Here is a 14088-nt window from a genome sequence, read left to right as displayed (position 1 = left end):
AATCATTTTAATAGTTTATATATCAAAGGTGAGGAGAAAGAATCATGAAGATAAGAAATGCGTTATTGAGTGAAGCAAATGAATTAAGTGAACTTGCACTACATTCAAAAGCAACGTGGAACTATAGCGAAGCATTCATACTTGCTTGTAAGGAAGAGTTAACAATTACTGATGAGTACATAAAAAATAATTATGTATATGTTTTAGAAAACGATAATACGAAGATTGGTTTTTTCTCATTTTTACGTAATGATAACGCTCTTGATTTCCTGTACATTCATCCTCGTTACAAAGGAAAAGGGTACGGGAAAATACTTTGGGAGTATGTATTAGAAAAAGCAAATGAGCTAGGAATAAAAAGTTTTACAATTGATAGTGATCCGAATGCAAAAGGGTTTTACTTGAAGATGGGAGCAAAGTTAATAGGAGAGACACCATCAACGGTTTTTGAGGATCGTTTACTGCCTCTTTTGCAACATGATGTGTAAAACAATTAATAGTAGGAGAAGATTAGAATGGATGATGTAAAGATAAAAAGGATATATGAAGCACTAGTAAAATCATGGTCGATTGAAACAAGTTCAAAGTGGACTATTGAGAATCCGGCAAAGGGACAGTGTGGTGTAACGGCTTTAGTCGTTCAAGATATATACGGAGGAAAAATCAAAAAGACAAAAGTAGGGGAGGTGTGGCATTTTTATAACTGTATAGTTGGACAGAGGTTTGATTTTACAGAGACTCAGTTCAATGGAAGATTGAATTATTTGGATGTGGAATCAAATCGAGAAGAAGCATTTGCAGATAAAAATGAAAAACAATATAGCATTTTGAAGGAAAAGATAATGAAAGAATTCAAATTATCTTTTGACTCTTAATCTTTAATAAGTTACTATAATGGTGGTAACTTATTAAAGGGAACTTCATAGAGTTGAAAGGGGAAATACTTTTGAAAACAACTTATGTAAACGCTACAATCGTAACGATGAATGAACAAAATGAAGTGATAGAAAATGGATATATCATTGTAGAAAATGATCAAATTATAGATGTAAAGAGCGGAGAACTCGCTAATGATTTTGAAGTAGATGAAGTAATTGATATGAAAGGAAAGTGGGTTTTACCAGGGCTTGTAAATACACATACACATGTTGTAATGAGTCTCTTAAGAGGTATTGGCGATGATATGTTATTACAGCCATGGCTTGAGACGAGAATTTGGCCACTTGAAAGTCAGTTTACGCCAGAGCTTGCGGTCGCTAGCACGGAATTAGGATTACTTGAAATGGTGAAAAGTGGTACAACATCATTCTCTGATATGTTTAATCCAATTGGAGTAGATCAAGATGCAATTATGGAAACGGTATCAAAGAGTGGAATTCGAGCTGCAGTTTCAAGAACTTTATTTAGCTTCGGAACGAAAGACGATGAAAAGAAAGCAATTGAAGAAGCTGAAAAATATGTGAAGCGTTACTATAATGAAAGTGGTATGTTAACTACGATGGTTGCACCGCATAGTCCATATACATGTTCCACAGAACTGTTAGAAGAATGCGCACGAATTGCAGTAGAAAATCAAACGATGGTTCATATTCATCTTTCGGAAACAGAGCGTGAAGTACGTGATATTGAAGCACAGTACGGAAAACGTCCAGTAGAATATGCAGCAAGTTGCGGGTTGTTTAAACGCCCAACAGTTATTGCACACGGTGTAGTATTAAATGAAAATGAACGTGCATTTTTAGCAGAACATGATGTTCGAGTAGCTCATAACCCGAATAGTAATTTAAAACTAGGATCTGGTATAGCGAATGTAAAAGCAATGTTAGAAGCAGGAATGAAAGTAGGAATTGCAACAGATAGTGTGGCATCTAACAACAATTTAGATATGTTTGAAGAAATGCGTATAGCAACATTATTACAAAAAGGCATTCATCAAGATGCAACAGCACTACCAGTTGAAACAGCTCTTACACTTGCGACTAAAGGAGCTGCTGAAGTAATCGGCATGAAACAAACAGGATCACTTGAGGTCGGAAAGTGTGCCGATTTTATCACAATTGATCCATCTAATAAAGCGCATTTACAACCAGCAGATGAAGTGTTATCACATCTTGTGTATGCTGCTAGTGGAAAAGATATAAGCGATGTAATTATTAACGGAAAGCGTGTCGTTTGGAATGGTGAATGTAAAACGTTAGATGAAGAGCGTATTATATTTGAAGCAAGTCGTTATAAACGAGGTTTGCAAAGATAGATAATTGAAAAAGCTATCCTTTTTTTAAAAGGATAGCTTTTTTTCTTGAACGAATAAATATTCAAAAGAATGTCGCATCTTTCTGTTATTATTTCTGCTATAATATATTACGCTTTATAATATTTTATATTTAAGGAGAACAACTCATGAAGCGAAAGAAGAGCCATTTAATGGTAATGGCACTTGTTACATCTTTATTATTAACAGCTTGTAATAATAAAGCGAATAAAAGTGACACAGAGGCAAAAGAACAAGTATTAAATGTAACGGTATCAGAAGAGATCCCTTCTCTTGATACTGCGAAAACGATGGATGGTACATCAGCACACGTTATGCAAAACATATTTGAAGGGTTGTATGTATTAGATGATCAAGATCAGCCTATTCCAGCGGTAGCAAAATCGTTTAAAAGAAGTGAAGATGGTAAAAAATATACATTTGATTTGCGTAAAGATGCAAAATGGTCAAATGGGGACAATGTAACAGCAAATGATTTTATGTTTGCATGGAAACGTGCAATTAACCGTGAAACAGCGTCTCAATATGCGTACATGCTCTTTTATGTGAAAAATGCGAAAGAGATAAATAAGGGAACAATGCCTCTTGATGAACTTGGGGTTAAAGTTATAAATGATTATAAGTTAGAAGTGGAACTCGAACAGCCAATCCCGTATTTTTTACAGCTGTTAGCACTACCTATATATTTACCACAGCATGAATCATTTTTGAAAGAACAAGGAAAGAATTATGCATTGGAATCTAGTAATCTCATATATAACGGCCCATTTGTATTAGAAAAGTGGAAGCATGAACAAGAGTTTCAATTAAAGAAGAATGCTACATATTGGGATGAAAAGAAAGTGAAATTAGACGAAATAAACTTTCACATTGTAAAGGATACAATGACCGCTGTTAATTTGTACGAAGCTGGTAATTTGGACCGGGTGCCTATTAATTCTCAATTTGTAGACAAGTATAAAGGAAGTAAGGAATTGCATATGTCGAGCGAGCCTGCAATTGCTATGCTACGTTTTAATGAGAAAAATAATGCGTTAGCAAATAAAAAGGTGCGTCAATCTATTTCATTAGCGTTAAATAAAGAAGATTTCGTTGCTCATTTTATTAATAACGGGGCAAAGTCTGCAAGCGGACTTGTACCGGCTGGTCATATAAATGAAGAGACTGGTAAAGATTTTAGAAAAGAAAACGGAGATCTTTCTCCATATGATTTGCAAAATGCGAAAAAGATTTGGGAAGAAGCGAAAAAAGAGCTTGGAGTAGAACAAGTAAACCTCGAGTTTTTAACATTTGAACAAGATAATGCAAAACGTATGGCAGAATATATAAAGGGTGACTTAGAAAAGCATTTGCAAGGACTCGCGATCCAAATTAAACAACAGCCATTTAAGCAAAAATTACAATTAGAACAAATAGGAGATTACGATATATCTATGGGAAATTGGGGACCGGATTATAAAGACCCAATTAGTTATTTAGAACTCTTTACGACGGATAATCAAAATAACAAAATGGATTATTCTAACCGTCACTACGATGAATTAATAAAGAAAGCGAAAAGCGATCTAGTATTAGATCAGAAGAAAAGATGGGAAGCATTGCAAGAGGCCGAGCGTATTTTGTTAGAAGATGCTGCGGTTGCACCGCTTTATCAAATGGGCTCAGCTTACGTACAAAAGGGTTATGTAAAAGGAATTGAGAAGCATCAATTTGGTGGTATTTATACTTATAAGAATGCTTATATTGCTAATGAATAAATACAAAAAAACCTTACTTTTTAAAAAGTAAGGTTTTTTTTAAGAGTACATGGAATAAGGGAATGCAGTACAGATCAGCATACAAACATTTTCTTGTTGTAACTATGTTTGTTTTTAATTATAAAAAATATTAGATTATTTATTTTGTCATTGATATACTTAAAAGGTAATTGAGGTATTAAGATGAATTGATAGAGATGTTTGTGTGGAATTATTTGAGTATTATAAAAAAGAGGAGTTTAAGTGTTTGATTTGAACGGGACTTTTTCTATATGAATGAATTGGTATGTATAATACTTGGACGATATTAATTTGGGAATCTCGGGGGATTCTTTGAAGCTAGAAAAAGTAGAGTCAAATTTCATGTACTATTAGGTCCTGGTGTAGGTTTATGGGGATTTGGTTTAAGGAATAAAGGGGATAATTAGTATGAATAAGAAAGTAAAAAGATTTAAATATTTTATGGTTGTATTAGCCGGTATTGCAATTTTTGGTACAATCTTACCTAATGCATTAGATTCAAATGAAACATTAGCAGGTAAAATTTCAATTGTAGTTTTTGGTACAATGGGAGCTTGTTTACTATTCTCTATTATGTATTTGATTGTAAAAAAAGCTATTTTAAGAGGTGGGAAATAAGATGGTACAAAATTTAGAGTTAGAATTTTAATTCATGTACATAAAAAAGGAGAATTTTTATGAAATTACTACGTTTATTTATGGTTCTCACTCTTGTTGTATTGTTAAGTGCATGCAATACAGCAACACAAGTCACAAAGGTTCAAAAAAATGGCGAAACGACTTTGAAAATTGGTTCGTTGCAAGGGTATTACGATGTACAAACGGTTAAAGCTGAAAAAGGAAATGTGGAAATTCCTTATGAAGCAGCTGTTGAAGAAGGTGCAATTTTATTACAAGTTACAAAAGATGATAAGGTAATTTATGAAGAAGAAATCACTTCTCAAAAAGAAGGTTTGCTTTCTTTTGAAGCTCCAAAATCCGGATCATATGATTTAATTGTACGCGTGAAAGGTGAAAAAGAGAAAGCAAAAGAAATTCAAATACATACTAAGCTATGAAAAAACGGCAAGTGGAGTGCACCCGCTTGCCGTTTCCATTTTCGGTTGATTCTATCACAACATATGTTTATCAATGTAAGAAGTGATCCGCTGAGTCCTACTGTTTATTCCGCCGAAATTCCTGATGAAGTTACAATAAGAGATGAACAAAAGAATGTGTTACAAACCCGATAATTCTTTTTTACAAGAGCAAAAGACTGGGTTTGAAGCGTTTGTATTTGAAAGAGTTCTAGATGGTAAAGGGGGACATAGGGTGATGATCTTTTTAGAGAAGGTGTCTCAGACTTTACTACAGATATTGATTATATATGGGGGTAAATAAGTTGAAAAACATTGAGATTCTAAATAAATACATTAAAGGGTTTTCCGATACTCTCCCTACGTGGTTAAAGTATTTAATCGAGGCAGAGGAGATACATCAAAACTATGAGAATGTACAAGTACTTGGAACATTAAAAACAGATGCGGTGTTGTACTATGTGCACCGTACGCTACAAGTGTTAGATGGACTGCCTTTAGATGAAGAAGCGTATCGTATTATTGAAAAGGTACTAACGTATAGTGAGCTTGCAAAGGTAGGATCTTTAAAACAGCGGGAGCAATGGAAGAAAAACGGGATTAATCTATTCGTACATAACGAGGGTTCTGCTGATATCTTTAGTGATATTCAGTTTATTGAACGTGTAGAGACAAACTTAAACTCTACTGAGTATTTGTTTATTCGAGATTTAATTAGAACACATGGATTAATCGGGCAGTATATACGCGGGGAGGCTCGTTTGGACTCTCATGTTGATTTAATTAACACATATAAAGAAGAATACGGAGACGTTAGGTTAAAGGAGATTCTATACTATCTTAACCAATGCATTATTGAAGGCGTATCAAAAGCTTTGTGGAGTGAAGTGAAGAACGATGTGAAGATTACAATTGATGGCCTGTTTGATGGTTATATGGAGCCATTTACTTCTCGCATACATAGACTCACGCCAAAACATAAGGAGTCAGTATTTGAAAAAGATATAATTATGGGGAGCGAGAAGAGAGACGTTCAAACATTTTTATCTGATAAGGATTTGTGGTATGTAGAACCGTCTATGCATGCTCTTAGCTTTGAGGATATTTGGACAGTTTTTGTTATGTTAAAGAACGAGATAGGCTCTAGAAAAGTTCAGCATATACATTTCGAAAAATTGATGCAACAGTTGCACTATGATTTCAAAGGTGAGAAAAAGGACAACGTGTATCGTAAGCGGGTTATTGAGAAGTATCTACGAGAGTATCGTGAGAACGAGAAGCCGAATGAAACGCATGTTTCTTTTAAGGTTAAAGTCGATGAAGATATGAAGACTGCGTATGTATCGTTTCAGTTTTCTGCTGTAGGTGAGGCGTTAATTACCTTCTGTGTAGAGGCAGAAAAGATAGATATGATGCATGCTCGGGCAAATGTGCTGCTTTTTGATTTCTTCGGGTTACGTAAGGATGCATATGATAGATTCCATAATGAAGAAGTGTATCTGGAACATATGAATAGCTCAGCTGATGATAAACGAATTATTCTTGATTATATAAAGGGAGATACGATTGTAGATGTCGGAGCCGGTGGTGGTGTCATGTTAGACATGATCGAAGAAGAGACAGAGGACAAACGAATCTACGGTATAGATATTTCCGAAAACGTGATTGATACGTTGAAAAAGAAGAAGCAGAACGAGGGGCGTTCTTGGGACGTCATTAAAGGGGATGCAATCAATTTAAGCAGCTCATTTGGAAAAGAATCGGTTGATACGATTGTATATTCTTCTATCCTTCATGAGCTGTTCTCTTATATAGAGTATGAAGGTAAGAAATTCAATCATGAAGTAATTAAAAAAGGGCTGCAGAGTGCCTATGAGGTGTTAAAGCCAGGAGGCCGTATTATCATTCGTGATGGCATCATGACCGAAGATAAAACGTTAATACGGTTGATTCGTTTTAAAGATGCAGGCGGAATGAAGTTCTTAGAGCAGTATGTCCGTGAATTCAAGGGACGTATAATCAAGTATGAGGTACTTGCAGACGATACAGTCAAAATGCCTGTTAATGATGCAATGGAGTTCTTATATACGTATACATGGGGCGAGGATTCCTTCGTTCACGAGGTGCAAGAGCAGTTTGGAATATTTACGCTAAACGAATATAAGGATTTCGTAAAGGGTATCTTTGGAGATAAAATAAACATCGTTCAAGCTATGAACTATTTACAGGGTGGATATACACAACATCTTAGCGAGAAAATCGAGTTTAAAGATGAGTCTGGGAATGTTGTTGCGCTACCGGATAGTACATTCTTTATGGTTTTAGAAAAGAGGTAATGATGTTGAAAACTTTTAAAAAGTTTAGTTTGTGAGTTTCGATATGTTTGTGGGGGATCTCGTTCTAGAGCATATGCAATAACGGGAGATTACATGGAATATACATTCCAAAAGCATTGCGAAAACAGAAAAAGAACGTAAAAAAGGGATATGAGTAAGAATATGCTCATGCCCCTTTTTAAAATTATATAATTTATTGTACTTCGCATCAGTCGTATGATGATCTAAGAAATGAATAACGCTCGGTTTCCCATCTTTCGTTAAAGATGCACTATCCTGATTTATTATGCTGAAACGAGTTTTTACGCATAATTTCTATTAAACCGATTTTAATAAAGAATAAAAATTCGTGTCATAAGGGATATCATCTTGATACATATAATTTTTTAGAACGCCTTCTTTTTCAAATCCTAATTTTAATAGCAATTTATTGGAAGCTTCATTTTCAAGAAATACAATTGCTCCGATCCGTTTTAAATGAAGTGTGTGGAAACCGTATGATATAACTTCAGAAACAGCCTCCGTCGCATATCCATTTCCCCAGTGTTCAGGGAGAAAGGCATAACTTATATTGGCTCGTTTATGCTCAGAAGACCAATCATGAAACCCGATTGTTCCAACGAGCTCTTTTTTGTCTTTTAATTCGATTCCCCATTTTATGCCGCTTCTTGCATTGTAACTCAGTTTAAAGTTATGAATAATTTGTTTCACTTGATCAATATCTTGTAACGGTTTTTGGCCATAATAGCGCAGTACATCAGTATTAGAAAAGCATTGTAGTATACCCGGTGCATCTTCTTCGGTAAGTTCTCGTAAAATGAGTCGGTCGGTTTTTAATATAGGAAACATACTTTCACTCCATTTCTTCTGAAACTAGAATGTATTGTTATTATATAATCTAGTCTGAAAATAAAGATTATTCAAGAGGGAAGTATGGTTTTAATTTGTGATAAAATGGATTGTGGAATATATTTCAAAAAGAGGTATGTATATGGAGAAAAACTCAATTTTAATTGTAGATGATGATCAAGATATTGTTCAATTTGTGAACGTGAATTTAATGCAAGAAGGTTTTAAAGTCTTTAGTGCTCATAACGGAGAAGAGGCTTTAGAAATAATAAATAATAACAGTATTCAACTTGCAATTCTGGATATTATGATGCCAAAAATGGATGGGATAGAATTGTGCAGAAGGATTAGAGAGAAACATAGTTTACCAATTATGTTCTTAAGCGCAAAATCATCGGATGTAGATAAAGTAATTGGATTTAGTACTGGCGCAGATGATTATATTGTGAAACCGTTTAGTACAATTGAATTTATAGCGAGAGTGAAGGCTCAATTAAGAAGGTATACATATTTCAATCAAAATACTGTCCAAGTAATAGAAAAGAAAATAAACATTAGGGGTTTAGAAATAGATGAAGTGTCTAGAACAGTAATGTTATATGGAGAAACAATCAATCTTACGAAAACTGAATATGATATTTTGTACTTAATGGCAGCTGCAAAGAATCGTGTGTTCACTATTGAAGAAATATATGAAAGCGTTTGGAAAGAAAGAGCCTATGAAAGTAATAATACAGTAATGGTTCATATCGCAAGATTAAGAAATAAAATTGAAGAGAATCCAAAAGAACCGAAGTTTATACAGAATGTTTGGGGAGTCGGATATAAAATTGAAGATTAAATCATTACAAGGCATTAGAGCTAAGTTTTTTATCGCATTCATATGTAGCATTTTGTTAGCAACTGTAAGTATAATAACGTTTCAAATATTAATTGGAAATATATATAGTCATGTTACTGCATTAGAGGAAAAATATTCATTTTTATATTTTATAGTTTTTTTAATTTTTACTACAACATACTTTGCATTCATGACAAAAACAATGATGAAAAGATTATCTGAAATTAACAAGAGTGTGAAGGAAATAAGTAGTGGTAATTTTGAAATACTTATACCTATTTCAAAAAATGACGAGATTGGTGAATTAGCAGCGAATGTTAATAGAATGGCGAAAAGTTTAAAAGAGTCAATCGAAAATGAAAAAAAATCGCAGGAAATGAAAACTGAAATGATTAGTAATATTTCTCATGACTTACGAACACCTGTAACATCTCTAATCGGTTACGCGGACCTGTTAGGAAATCAGCTTCATTCAAATAGAGAAGAATGTGAACAGTATGTAAGTATATTAAAGCGAAAAAGTTATGAATTAAAAAATCAAGTAGATGATTTATTAGAATATTGTCAAATAAATTATAGAGAAATCGAATTACATAAAAGTGTAGTAAATATGAAAGCGTTCATTGAACAAATCATGATTGATTTTGTACCACTACTAGATGATGCCGATATGAGCTTTCGTATTAACGGTGATAAGGAGTTACATGTGGAAATAGATGTAGCGGTTATGGTGAGGCTATTCGAAAATGTAATTAGTAATAGTATTATGTACGGGAAAGACGGAAAGGATATTTTAATTCAAGTTTCTAAAAGAGACATGAATGCTGAAATAGAAATTAAAAATTTTGGACAATGTATTCCGGATGAGAACCTTCCTTACGTTTTTGAGAAGTTTTATCGCGGTGAAAAATCACGTAGCTCTCATACGGGTGGAAAAGGAATGGGACTTGCAATTGCAAGAAGTATAGCAGAGCTTCATAAAGGGGATATCACTGTGCGCAGTAACGAGAAAGAAACTGTTTTCACCATCGTCTTACCGCATTATAAAGAATTGTAAGGAAGTCGTAAGTATTTCTTTTGTATGTCGTAATTTTCACTTCGTATTATGTAGAACAAAGATATGAGAGTGGGGATACAACATGTGGAGGAAATATGTATTAATAATTTTAGTTGCGTTTTTAATTATAAGTTGGAGTGTAGTTTATTTAGCTAAAGGTGTTATATCAGTCACTGCTTGGTGGAGTATACAAGCCTTTAGCATAGTATCACTCTTTATTTTGATAGGATCAGTATTACTATTTGTGTGGAAAGGTATTTTCAGAAAGCAAATAGATAAAGCGCTACTCTTCATCGTTCTTTTCTCTATAATTGGAGCTTGGCCTTTAGGATGGTTTGCTAACATAGGGGGACTTGCTTACCCAGCAGATGTACATTCTATGAATCCTAAAGCAGTAGTTCGCTTTCCTTTGAATGAACGAGCACTAGTGGGCTGGGGTGGTGATCGGTTAGAAACGAACTATCATGTTATAAAACCAAATGAACGATGGGCATATGATATTCTTATTCCGCCTGCTGAAGTGAAAAGTAGTAAGTTAGAGGATTATGGAATATATGGAGCGAAAGTAATGGCACCAGCTTCTGGAACAGTTGTATCAATCAATAACGATGAAAAAGATGTAGTTCCAGGATCGGATAATTTTGAGTCAATGGCGGGGAATCATATTTATTTGCGACTAGATGAATCAGGGACATTTTTGATTCTTGCCCATTTAAAAAAAGGATCGATTAAAGTGAGGGAAGGCCAACATGTAAATGAAGGAAAGGTACTTGCTCAAGTTGGTAACTCAGGAAGTTCAAGTGAGCCGCATTTACATATTCATCATCAAAGGCAGGATCCATCCAAGGTGAGCATATTTCTTTCGGAAGGATTACCACTTTACTTTCGAACTGAAAAAGGTACGATAATGCCAGAAAGAGGTACATACATAAGTGGTAATGAAAAAAGGTATTCCAGTTTTATTGGAATACCTTTTCTCATTACCCTACAAATGTTTGATACAGTAAGAAAATATTTAAAATGATAACAAGTACAGCGATGATCCAAGCGATAAAGGTTGTTATGCGGTGATTAACGAGCGCACCCATAATTTTTTTATTGCTTGTAAACATAATAAGTGGCACTAATGCAAAAGCAATACCGAATGATAAGACGACTTGGCTCATGATTAGAGCGTAAGTTGGATTTACACCTAAAGCGATAATAACTAATGGTGGAATCATTGTAATAAAGCGGCGTAAGTATAACGGAATATGCATTCGAATGAAACCTTGCATAATAATGTCACCTGACATTGTACCGACAGAAGAGCTAGATAGTCCTGCTGATAAGAGCCCAATTCCAAATAAAGCAGCCGATACTGGACCGACTAAAGTACTGAACTGGTTAAAAGCAACATCAAGATCTTCAACATGCAAGCCATTTTTAAAGAATAGTGCAGCAGCAACAATTAACATACTCGCATTAATTGCTCCAGCGATAACCATTGCAATAATGATATCAATAAATTCGAAACGGAAAATCTTTTTCTTTTGTTCGTCAGTTGTTCCAACCACGCGGCGTTGTGTCAATGCAGAATGTAAATAGATTGCATGTGGCATTACTGTCGCACCTAATATCCCTGCTGCAAGTAATATACTGTCTACACCTTGGAATTTTGGAATAAATAGTCCTGAAAGAAGGGGACTTAATTCTGGTTTTGCATAAAAAACTTGAATCCCAAATGCTATTACTACGATAAAAATCATCCCTGTAATAATAGCTTCTAGTGGGCGAAATCCTCTGCGTTGAAACTCAAGAATAATAAATGATCCGACTGCTGTAATTAAAGCAGCTGGTAACATCGGAATTCCAAATAATAAATACAATCCGAGTGCTGCCCCGATAAATTCCGCTAAATCTGTAGCCATAATAACGAGTTCACCTTGTATCCATAAGCCGATAGACACAGGTTTTGGAAAGTGTTCGCGAGCAATTTCAGGTAAATTATTTCCCGTAGCAATTCCTAATTTAGCTGATAAAGTTTGAATTAATACTGCCATTAAGTTAGAGGCGAATATAACCCATAATAGTAAATATCCATATTGTGAACCAGCTGCGATATTTGTAGCAAAGTTACCAGGGTCAATATAAGCTACGGATGCGATAAAAGCGGGTCCTAAAAACGGTAACAGTCTTTTCCAGCCTTTCGTTTCTCCACTTAAAGCTAAGTGTGCTGATTGAACAGTTGTACTTTGAGAAGGGACTTGTTCATCTTTTGATATATCTTTATTCATAGTAGTTTTCCCCTTTGAAATGTTAACTTGATGAAATTATTGTAAGTATTCTTATTGTTTATTTCAATACATTTAAATGTATTAGATGATATTTTTATTTGAACACAAATGTTTCCTTAGTGCAAATTATATGCCTTGCTACAATAGATGGTGTCGTGTTATAAAAAAATGGGAGTTTATGGTGTGATCACATGGGGAAACATAATGAATTAAAGGACTAATTTTGAAATTTATGTGAACATAGAGCCTATATTACAGCATATTAATTGATGGAAATGAAATTGTATGATATATAATATATTGGGATTACAACATAACCATAGTGTTTTGTGATGTAATCTTGTTTTTATTTTCGTTAACTTATAGAAAAAATTGTAAATAGAAGAAAATAGGCTAAGTACAATTTAGTATGTATTTTCTTATTATATATGTTTTGATATGAACGTTAACTTATACATGATTTTAAAATTTAGATAGGTGGTAGAAATAAATTGGCAACTACAAAACCATATAGAGTATTACTATATTACATGTACACAACAATTGAAAATCCAGAAGAATTTGCTGAACAGCATTTAGAATTTTGTAAATCACTTGAGTTAAAAGGAAGAATTCTTGTAGCGACAGAAGGAATTAATGGAACTTGTTCTGGAACTGTTGAGCAAACAGAGAAATACATGGAAGCAATGAACAATGATCCACGTTTTGCTGGAATCGTTTTTAAAATTGATGAGGCAGATGAACATGCATTTAAGAAAATGCACGTACGCCCTCGTCCAGAGTTAGTTACACTTCGTCTAGAAGACGACATTAATCCGAAAGAAATAACTGGTAAATATTTAGAGCCAACAGAATTCTATGAGGCAATGAAACAAGAAGATACAGTTATCATTGATGCACGAAATGATTATGAGTTTGATCTAGGTCACTTTAAAGGTGCGATTAAACCGGATATTGAATCATTCCGTGAGTTGCCAGATTGGATTAGAGAAAACAAAGAAACACTTGAAGGTAAAAAGATTTTAACATACTGTACAGGCGGAATTCGTTGTGAGAAGTTTTCTGGTTGGTTAATTCGTGAAGGTTACGAAGATGTAGGTCAGCTTCACGGCGGTATTGTAACGTATGGAAAAGACCCAGAAGTACAAGGTGAGCTTTGGGATGGACAATGTTACGTGTTCGATGAGCGTATCTCTGTACCAGTAAACCAAAAAGAGCATGTTATCGTTGGTAAAGACCACTTTACAGGTGAACCTTGTGAGCGCTATGTAAACTGTGCAAATCCAGAATGTAATAAGAAAATTTTATGTTCTGAAGAAAACGAAGCGAAACATTTACGTGCATGTTCTCATGAATGTCGTGTACACCCACGTAATCGTTATATCGTTCAACACGAATTAACTGAAGAGCAAGTAGCTGCTGCATTAGAGAAAATCCAAGCAGGGAAGTAAGCTAAATTATTGTAATAAAAAAGTACTCCAAATATTATTTTGGAGTACTTTTTTTACTATGTGTTTTTTATCAGTTTTTGTCGGTAAGTCGATATATCTTAAAAATCGCTGATAAAAATTTCATTCACTGAAATGCTCTACGTATTTGTAAT

Annotated in this window: 13 protein-coding genes and 1 pseudogene; 12 read left to right on the top strand and 2 right to left on the bottom strand. The window is 34.3% G+C overall.

From position 1 onward, the window contains the following. Positions 1 to 44: 44 nt before the first annotated feature. The 8 genes and pseudogenes from ACUN0F_RS24440 to ACUN0F_RS24405 all read left to right on the top strand — a co-directional run. Positions 45 to 488, top strand: coding sequence for a GNAT family N-acetyltransferase (locus ACUN0F_RS24440; RefSeq protein WP_445540341.1), 444 nt, complete (start codon positions 45 to 47; stop codon positions 486 to 488). A gap of 27 nt (positions 489 to 515) precedes the next feature. After that, positions 516 to 875: a YunG family protein gene (locus ACUN0F_RS24435; protein ID WP_097858739.1), complete on the top strand. Its 360-nt coding sequence runs from the start codon at positions 516 to 518 to the stop codon at positions 873 to 875. 53 nt (positions 876 to 928) lie between these two features. After that, positions 929 to 2254, top strand: a complete 1326-nt coding sequence (locus ACUN0F_RS24430) for a bifunctional S-methyl-5'-thioadenosine deaminase/S-adenosylhomocysteine deaminase (protein ID WP_445540340.1) — start codon at positions 929 to 931, stop codon at positions 2252 to 2254. A gap of 146 nt (positions 2255 to 2400) precedes the next feature. Then, on the top strand, positions 2401 to 4029 hold the full coding sequence (locus tag ACUN0F_RS24425; RefSeq protein ID WP_445540339.1) for a peptide ABC transporter substrate-binding protein: 1629 nt from the start codon (positions 2401 to 2403) through the stop codon (positions 4027 to 4029). A gap of 429 nt (positions 4030 to 4458) precedes the next feature. After that, positions 4459 to 4668: a hypothetical protein gene (locus tag ACUN0F_RS24420; RefSeq protein ID WP_445540338.1), complete on the top strand. Its 210-nt coding sequence runs from the start codon at positions 4459 to 4461 to the stop codon at positions 4666 to 4668. 59 nt (positions 4669 to 4727) lie between these two features. After that, complete coding sequence (locus ACUN0F_RS24415; RefSeq protein ID WP_445540337.1) at positions 4728 to 5108, top strand: BA_1872 family lipoprotein; 381 nt, start codon at positions 4728 to 4730, stop codon at positions 5106 to 5108. Positions 5109 to 5416: 308 nt separating this feature from the next. Then, positions 5417 to 7462, top strand: coding sequence for a class I SAM-dependent methyltransferase (locus ACUN0F_RS24410; RefSeq protein ID WP_445540336.1), 2046 nt, complete (start codon positions 5417 to 5419; stop codon positions 7460 to 7462). 27 nt (positions 7463 to 7489) lie between these two features. Continuing rightward, a pseudogene (locus ACUN0F_RS24405) lies at positions 7490 to 7620 on the top strand (radical SAM/SPASM domain-containing protein); the annotation flags it as partial. 160 nt (positions 7621 to 7780) lie between these two features. Here the strand turns inward: ACUN0F_RS24405 and ACUN0F_RS24400 are convergent. Beyond that, positions 7781 to 8311 (bottom strand): GNAT family N-acetyltransferase, encoded by a 531-nt coding sequence (locus ACUN0F_RS24400; RefSeq protein ID WP_445540335.1) that lies wholly within the window; start codon positions 8309 to 8311, stop codon positions 7781 to 7783. Between the two features lie 142 nt (positions 8312 to 8453). Here ACUN0F_RS24400 and ACUN0F_RS24395 point away from each other — a divergent pair, with 142 nt between their 5' ends. The 3 genes from ACUN0F_RS24395 to ACUN0F_RS24385 all read left to right on the top strand — a co-directional run bounded on the left by ACUN0F_RS24395 (position 8454) and on the right by ACUN0F_RS24385 (position 11233). Beyond that, positions 8454 to 9152: a response regulator transcription factor gene (locus tag ACUN0F_RS24395; protein ID WP_445540334.1), complete on the top strand. Its 699-nt coding sequence runs from the start codon at positions 8454 to 8456 to the stop codon at positions 9150 to 9152. Then, on the top strand, positions 9142 to 10209 hold the full coding sequence (locus ACUN0F_RS24390) for a sensor histidine kinase (protein ID WP_445540333.1): 1068 nt from the start codon (positions 9142 to 9144) through the stop codon (positions 10207 to 10209). Before ACUN0F_RS24395 ends, ACUN0F_RS24390 begins: the two co-directional genes overlap by 11 nt. 82 nt (positions 10210 to 10291) lie before the next feature. Continuing rightward, positions 10292 to 11233: a M23 family metallopeptidase gene (locus ACUN0F_RS24385; RefSeq protein ID WP_445540332.1), complete on the top strand. Its 942-nt coding sequence runs from the start codon at positions 10292 to 10294 to the stop codon at positions 11231 to 11233. Here ACUN0F_RS24385 and ACUN0F_RS24380 read toward each other — a convergent pair. Then, positions 11190 to 12485, bottom strand: coding sequence for an Nramp family divalent metal transporter (locus ACUN0F_RS24380; protein WP_445540331.1), 1296 nt, complete (start codon positions 12483 to 12485; stop codon positions 11190 to 11192). The genes ACUN0F_RS24385 and ACUN0F_RS24380 overlap by 44 nt on opposite strands. Before the next feature lie 491 nt (positions 12486 to 12976). On the opposite strand from ACUN0F_RS24380, the gene trhO reads away from it, so the two are divergent. Continuing rightward, complete coding sequence (trhO, locus tag ACUN0F_RS24375) at positions 12977 to 13936, top strand: oxygen-dependent tRNA uridine(34) hydroxylase TrhO (RefSeq protein WP_445540330.1); 960 nt, start codon at positions 12977 to 12979, stop codon at positions 13934 to 13936. Positions 13937 to 14088: the final 152 nt, after the last annotated feature.

The sequence above is a fragment of the Bacillus sp. 1A genome, from assembly GCF_052682215.1.
The sequence above is the reverse complement of the archived record's forward strand: the minus strand, read 5'-3'. Positions and strand labels throughout refer to the sequence as shown.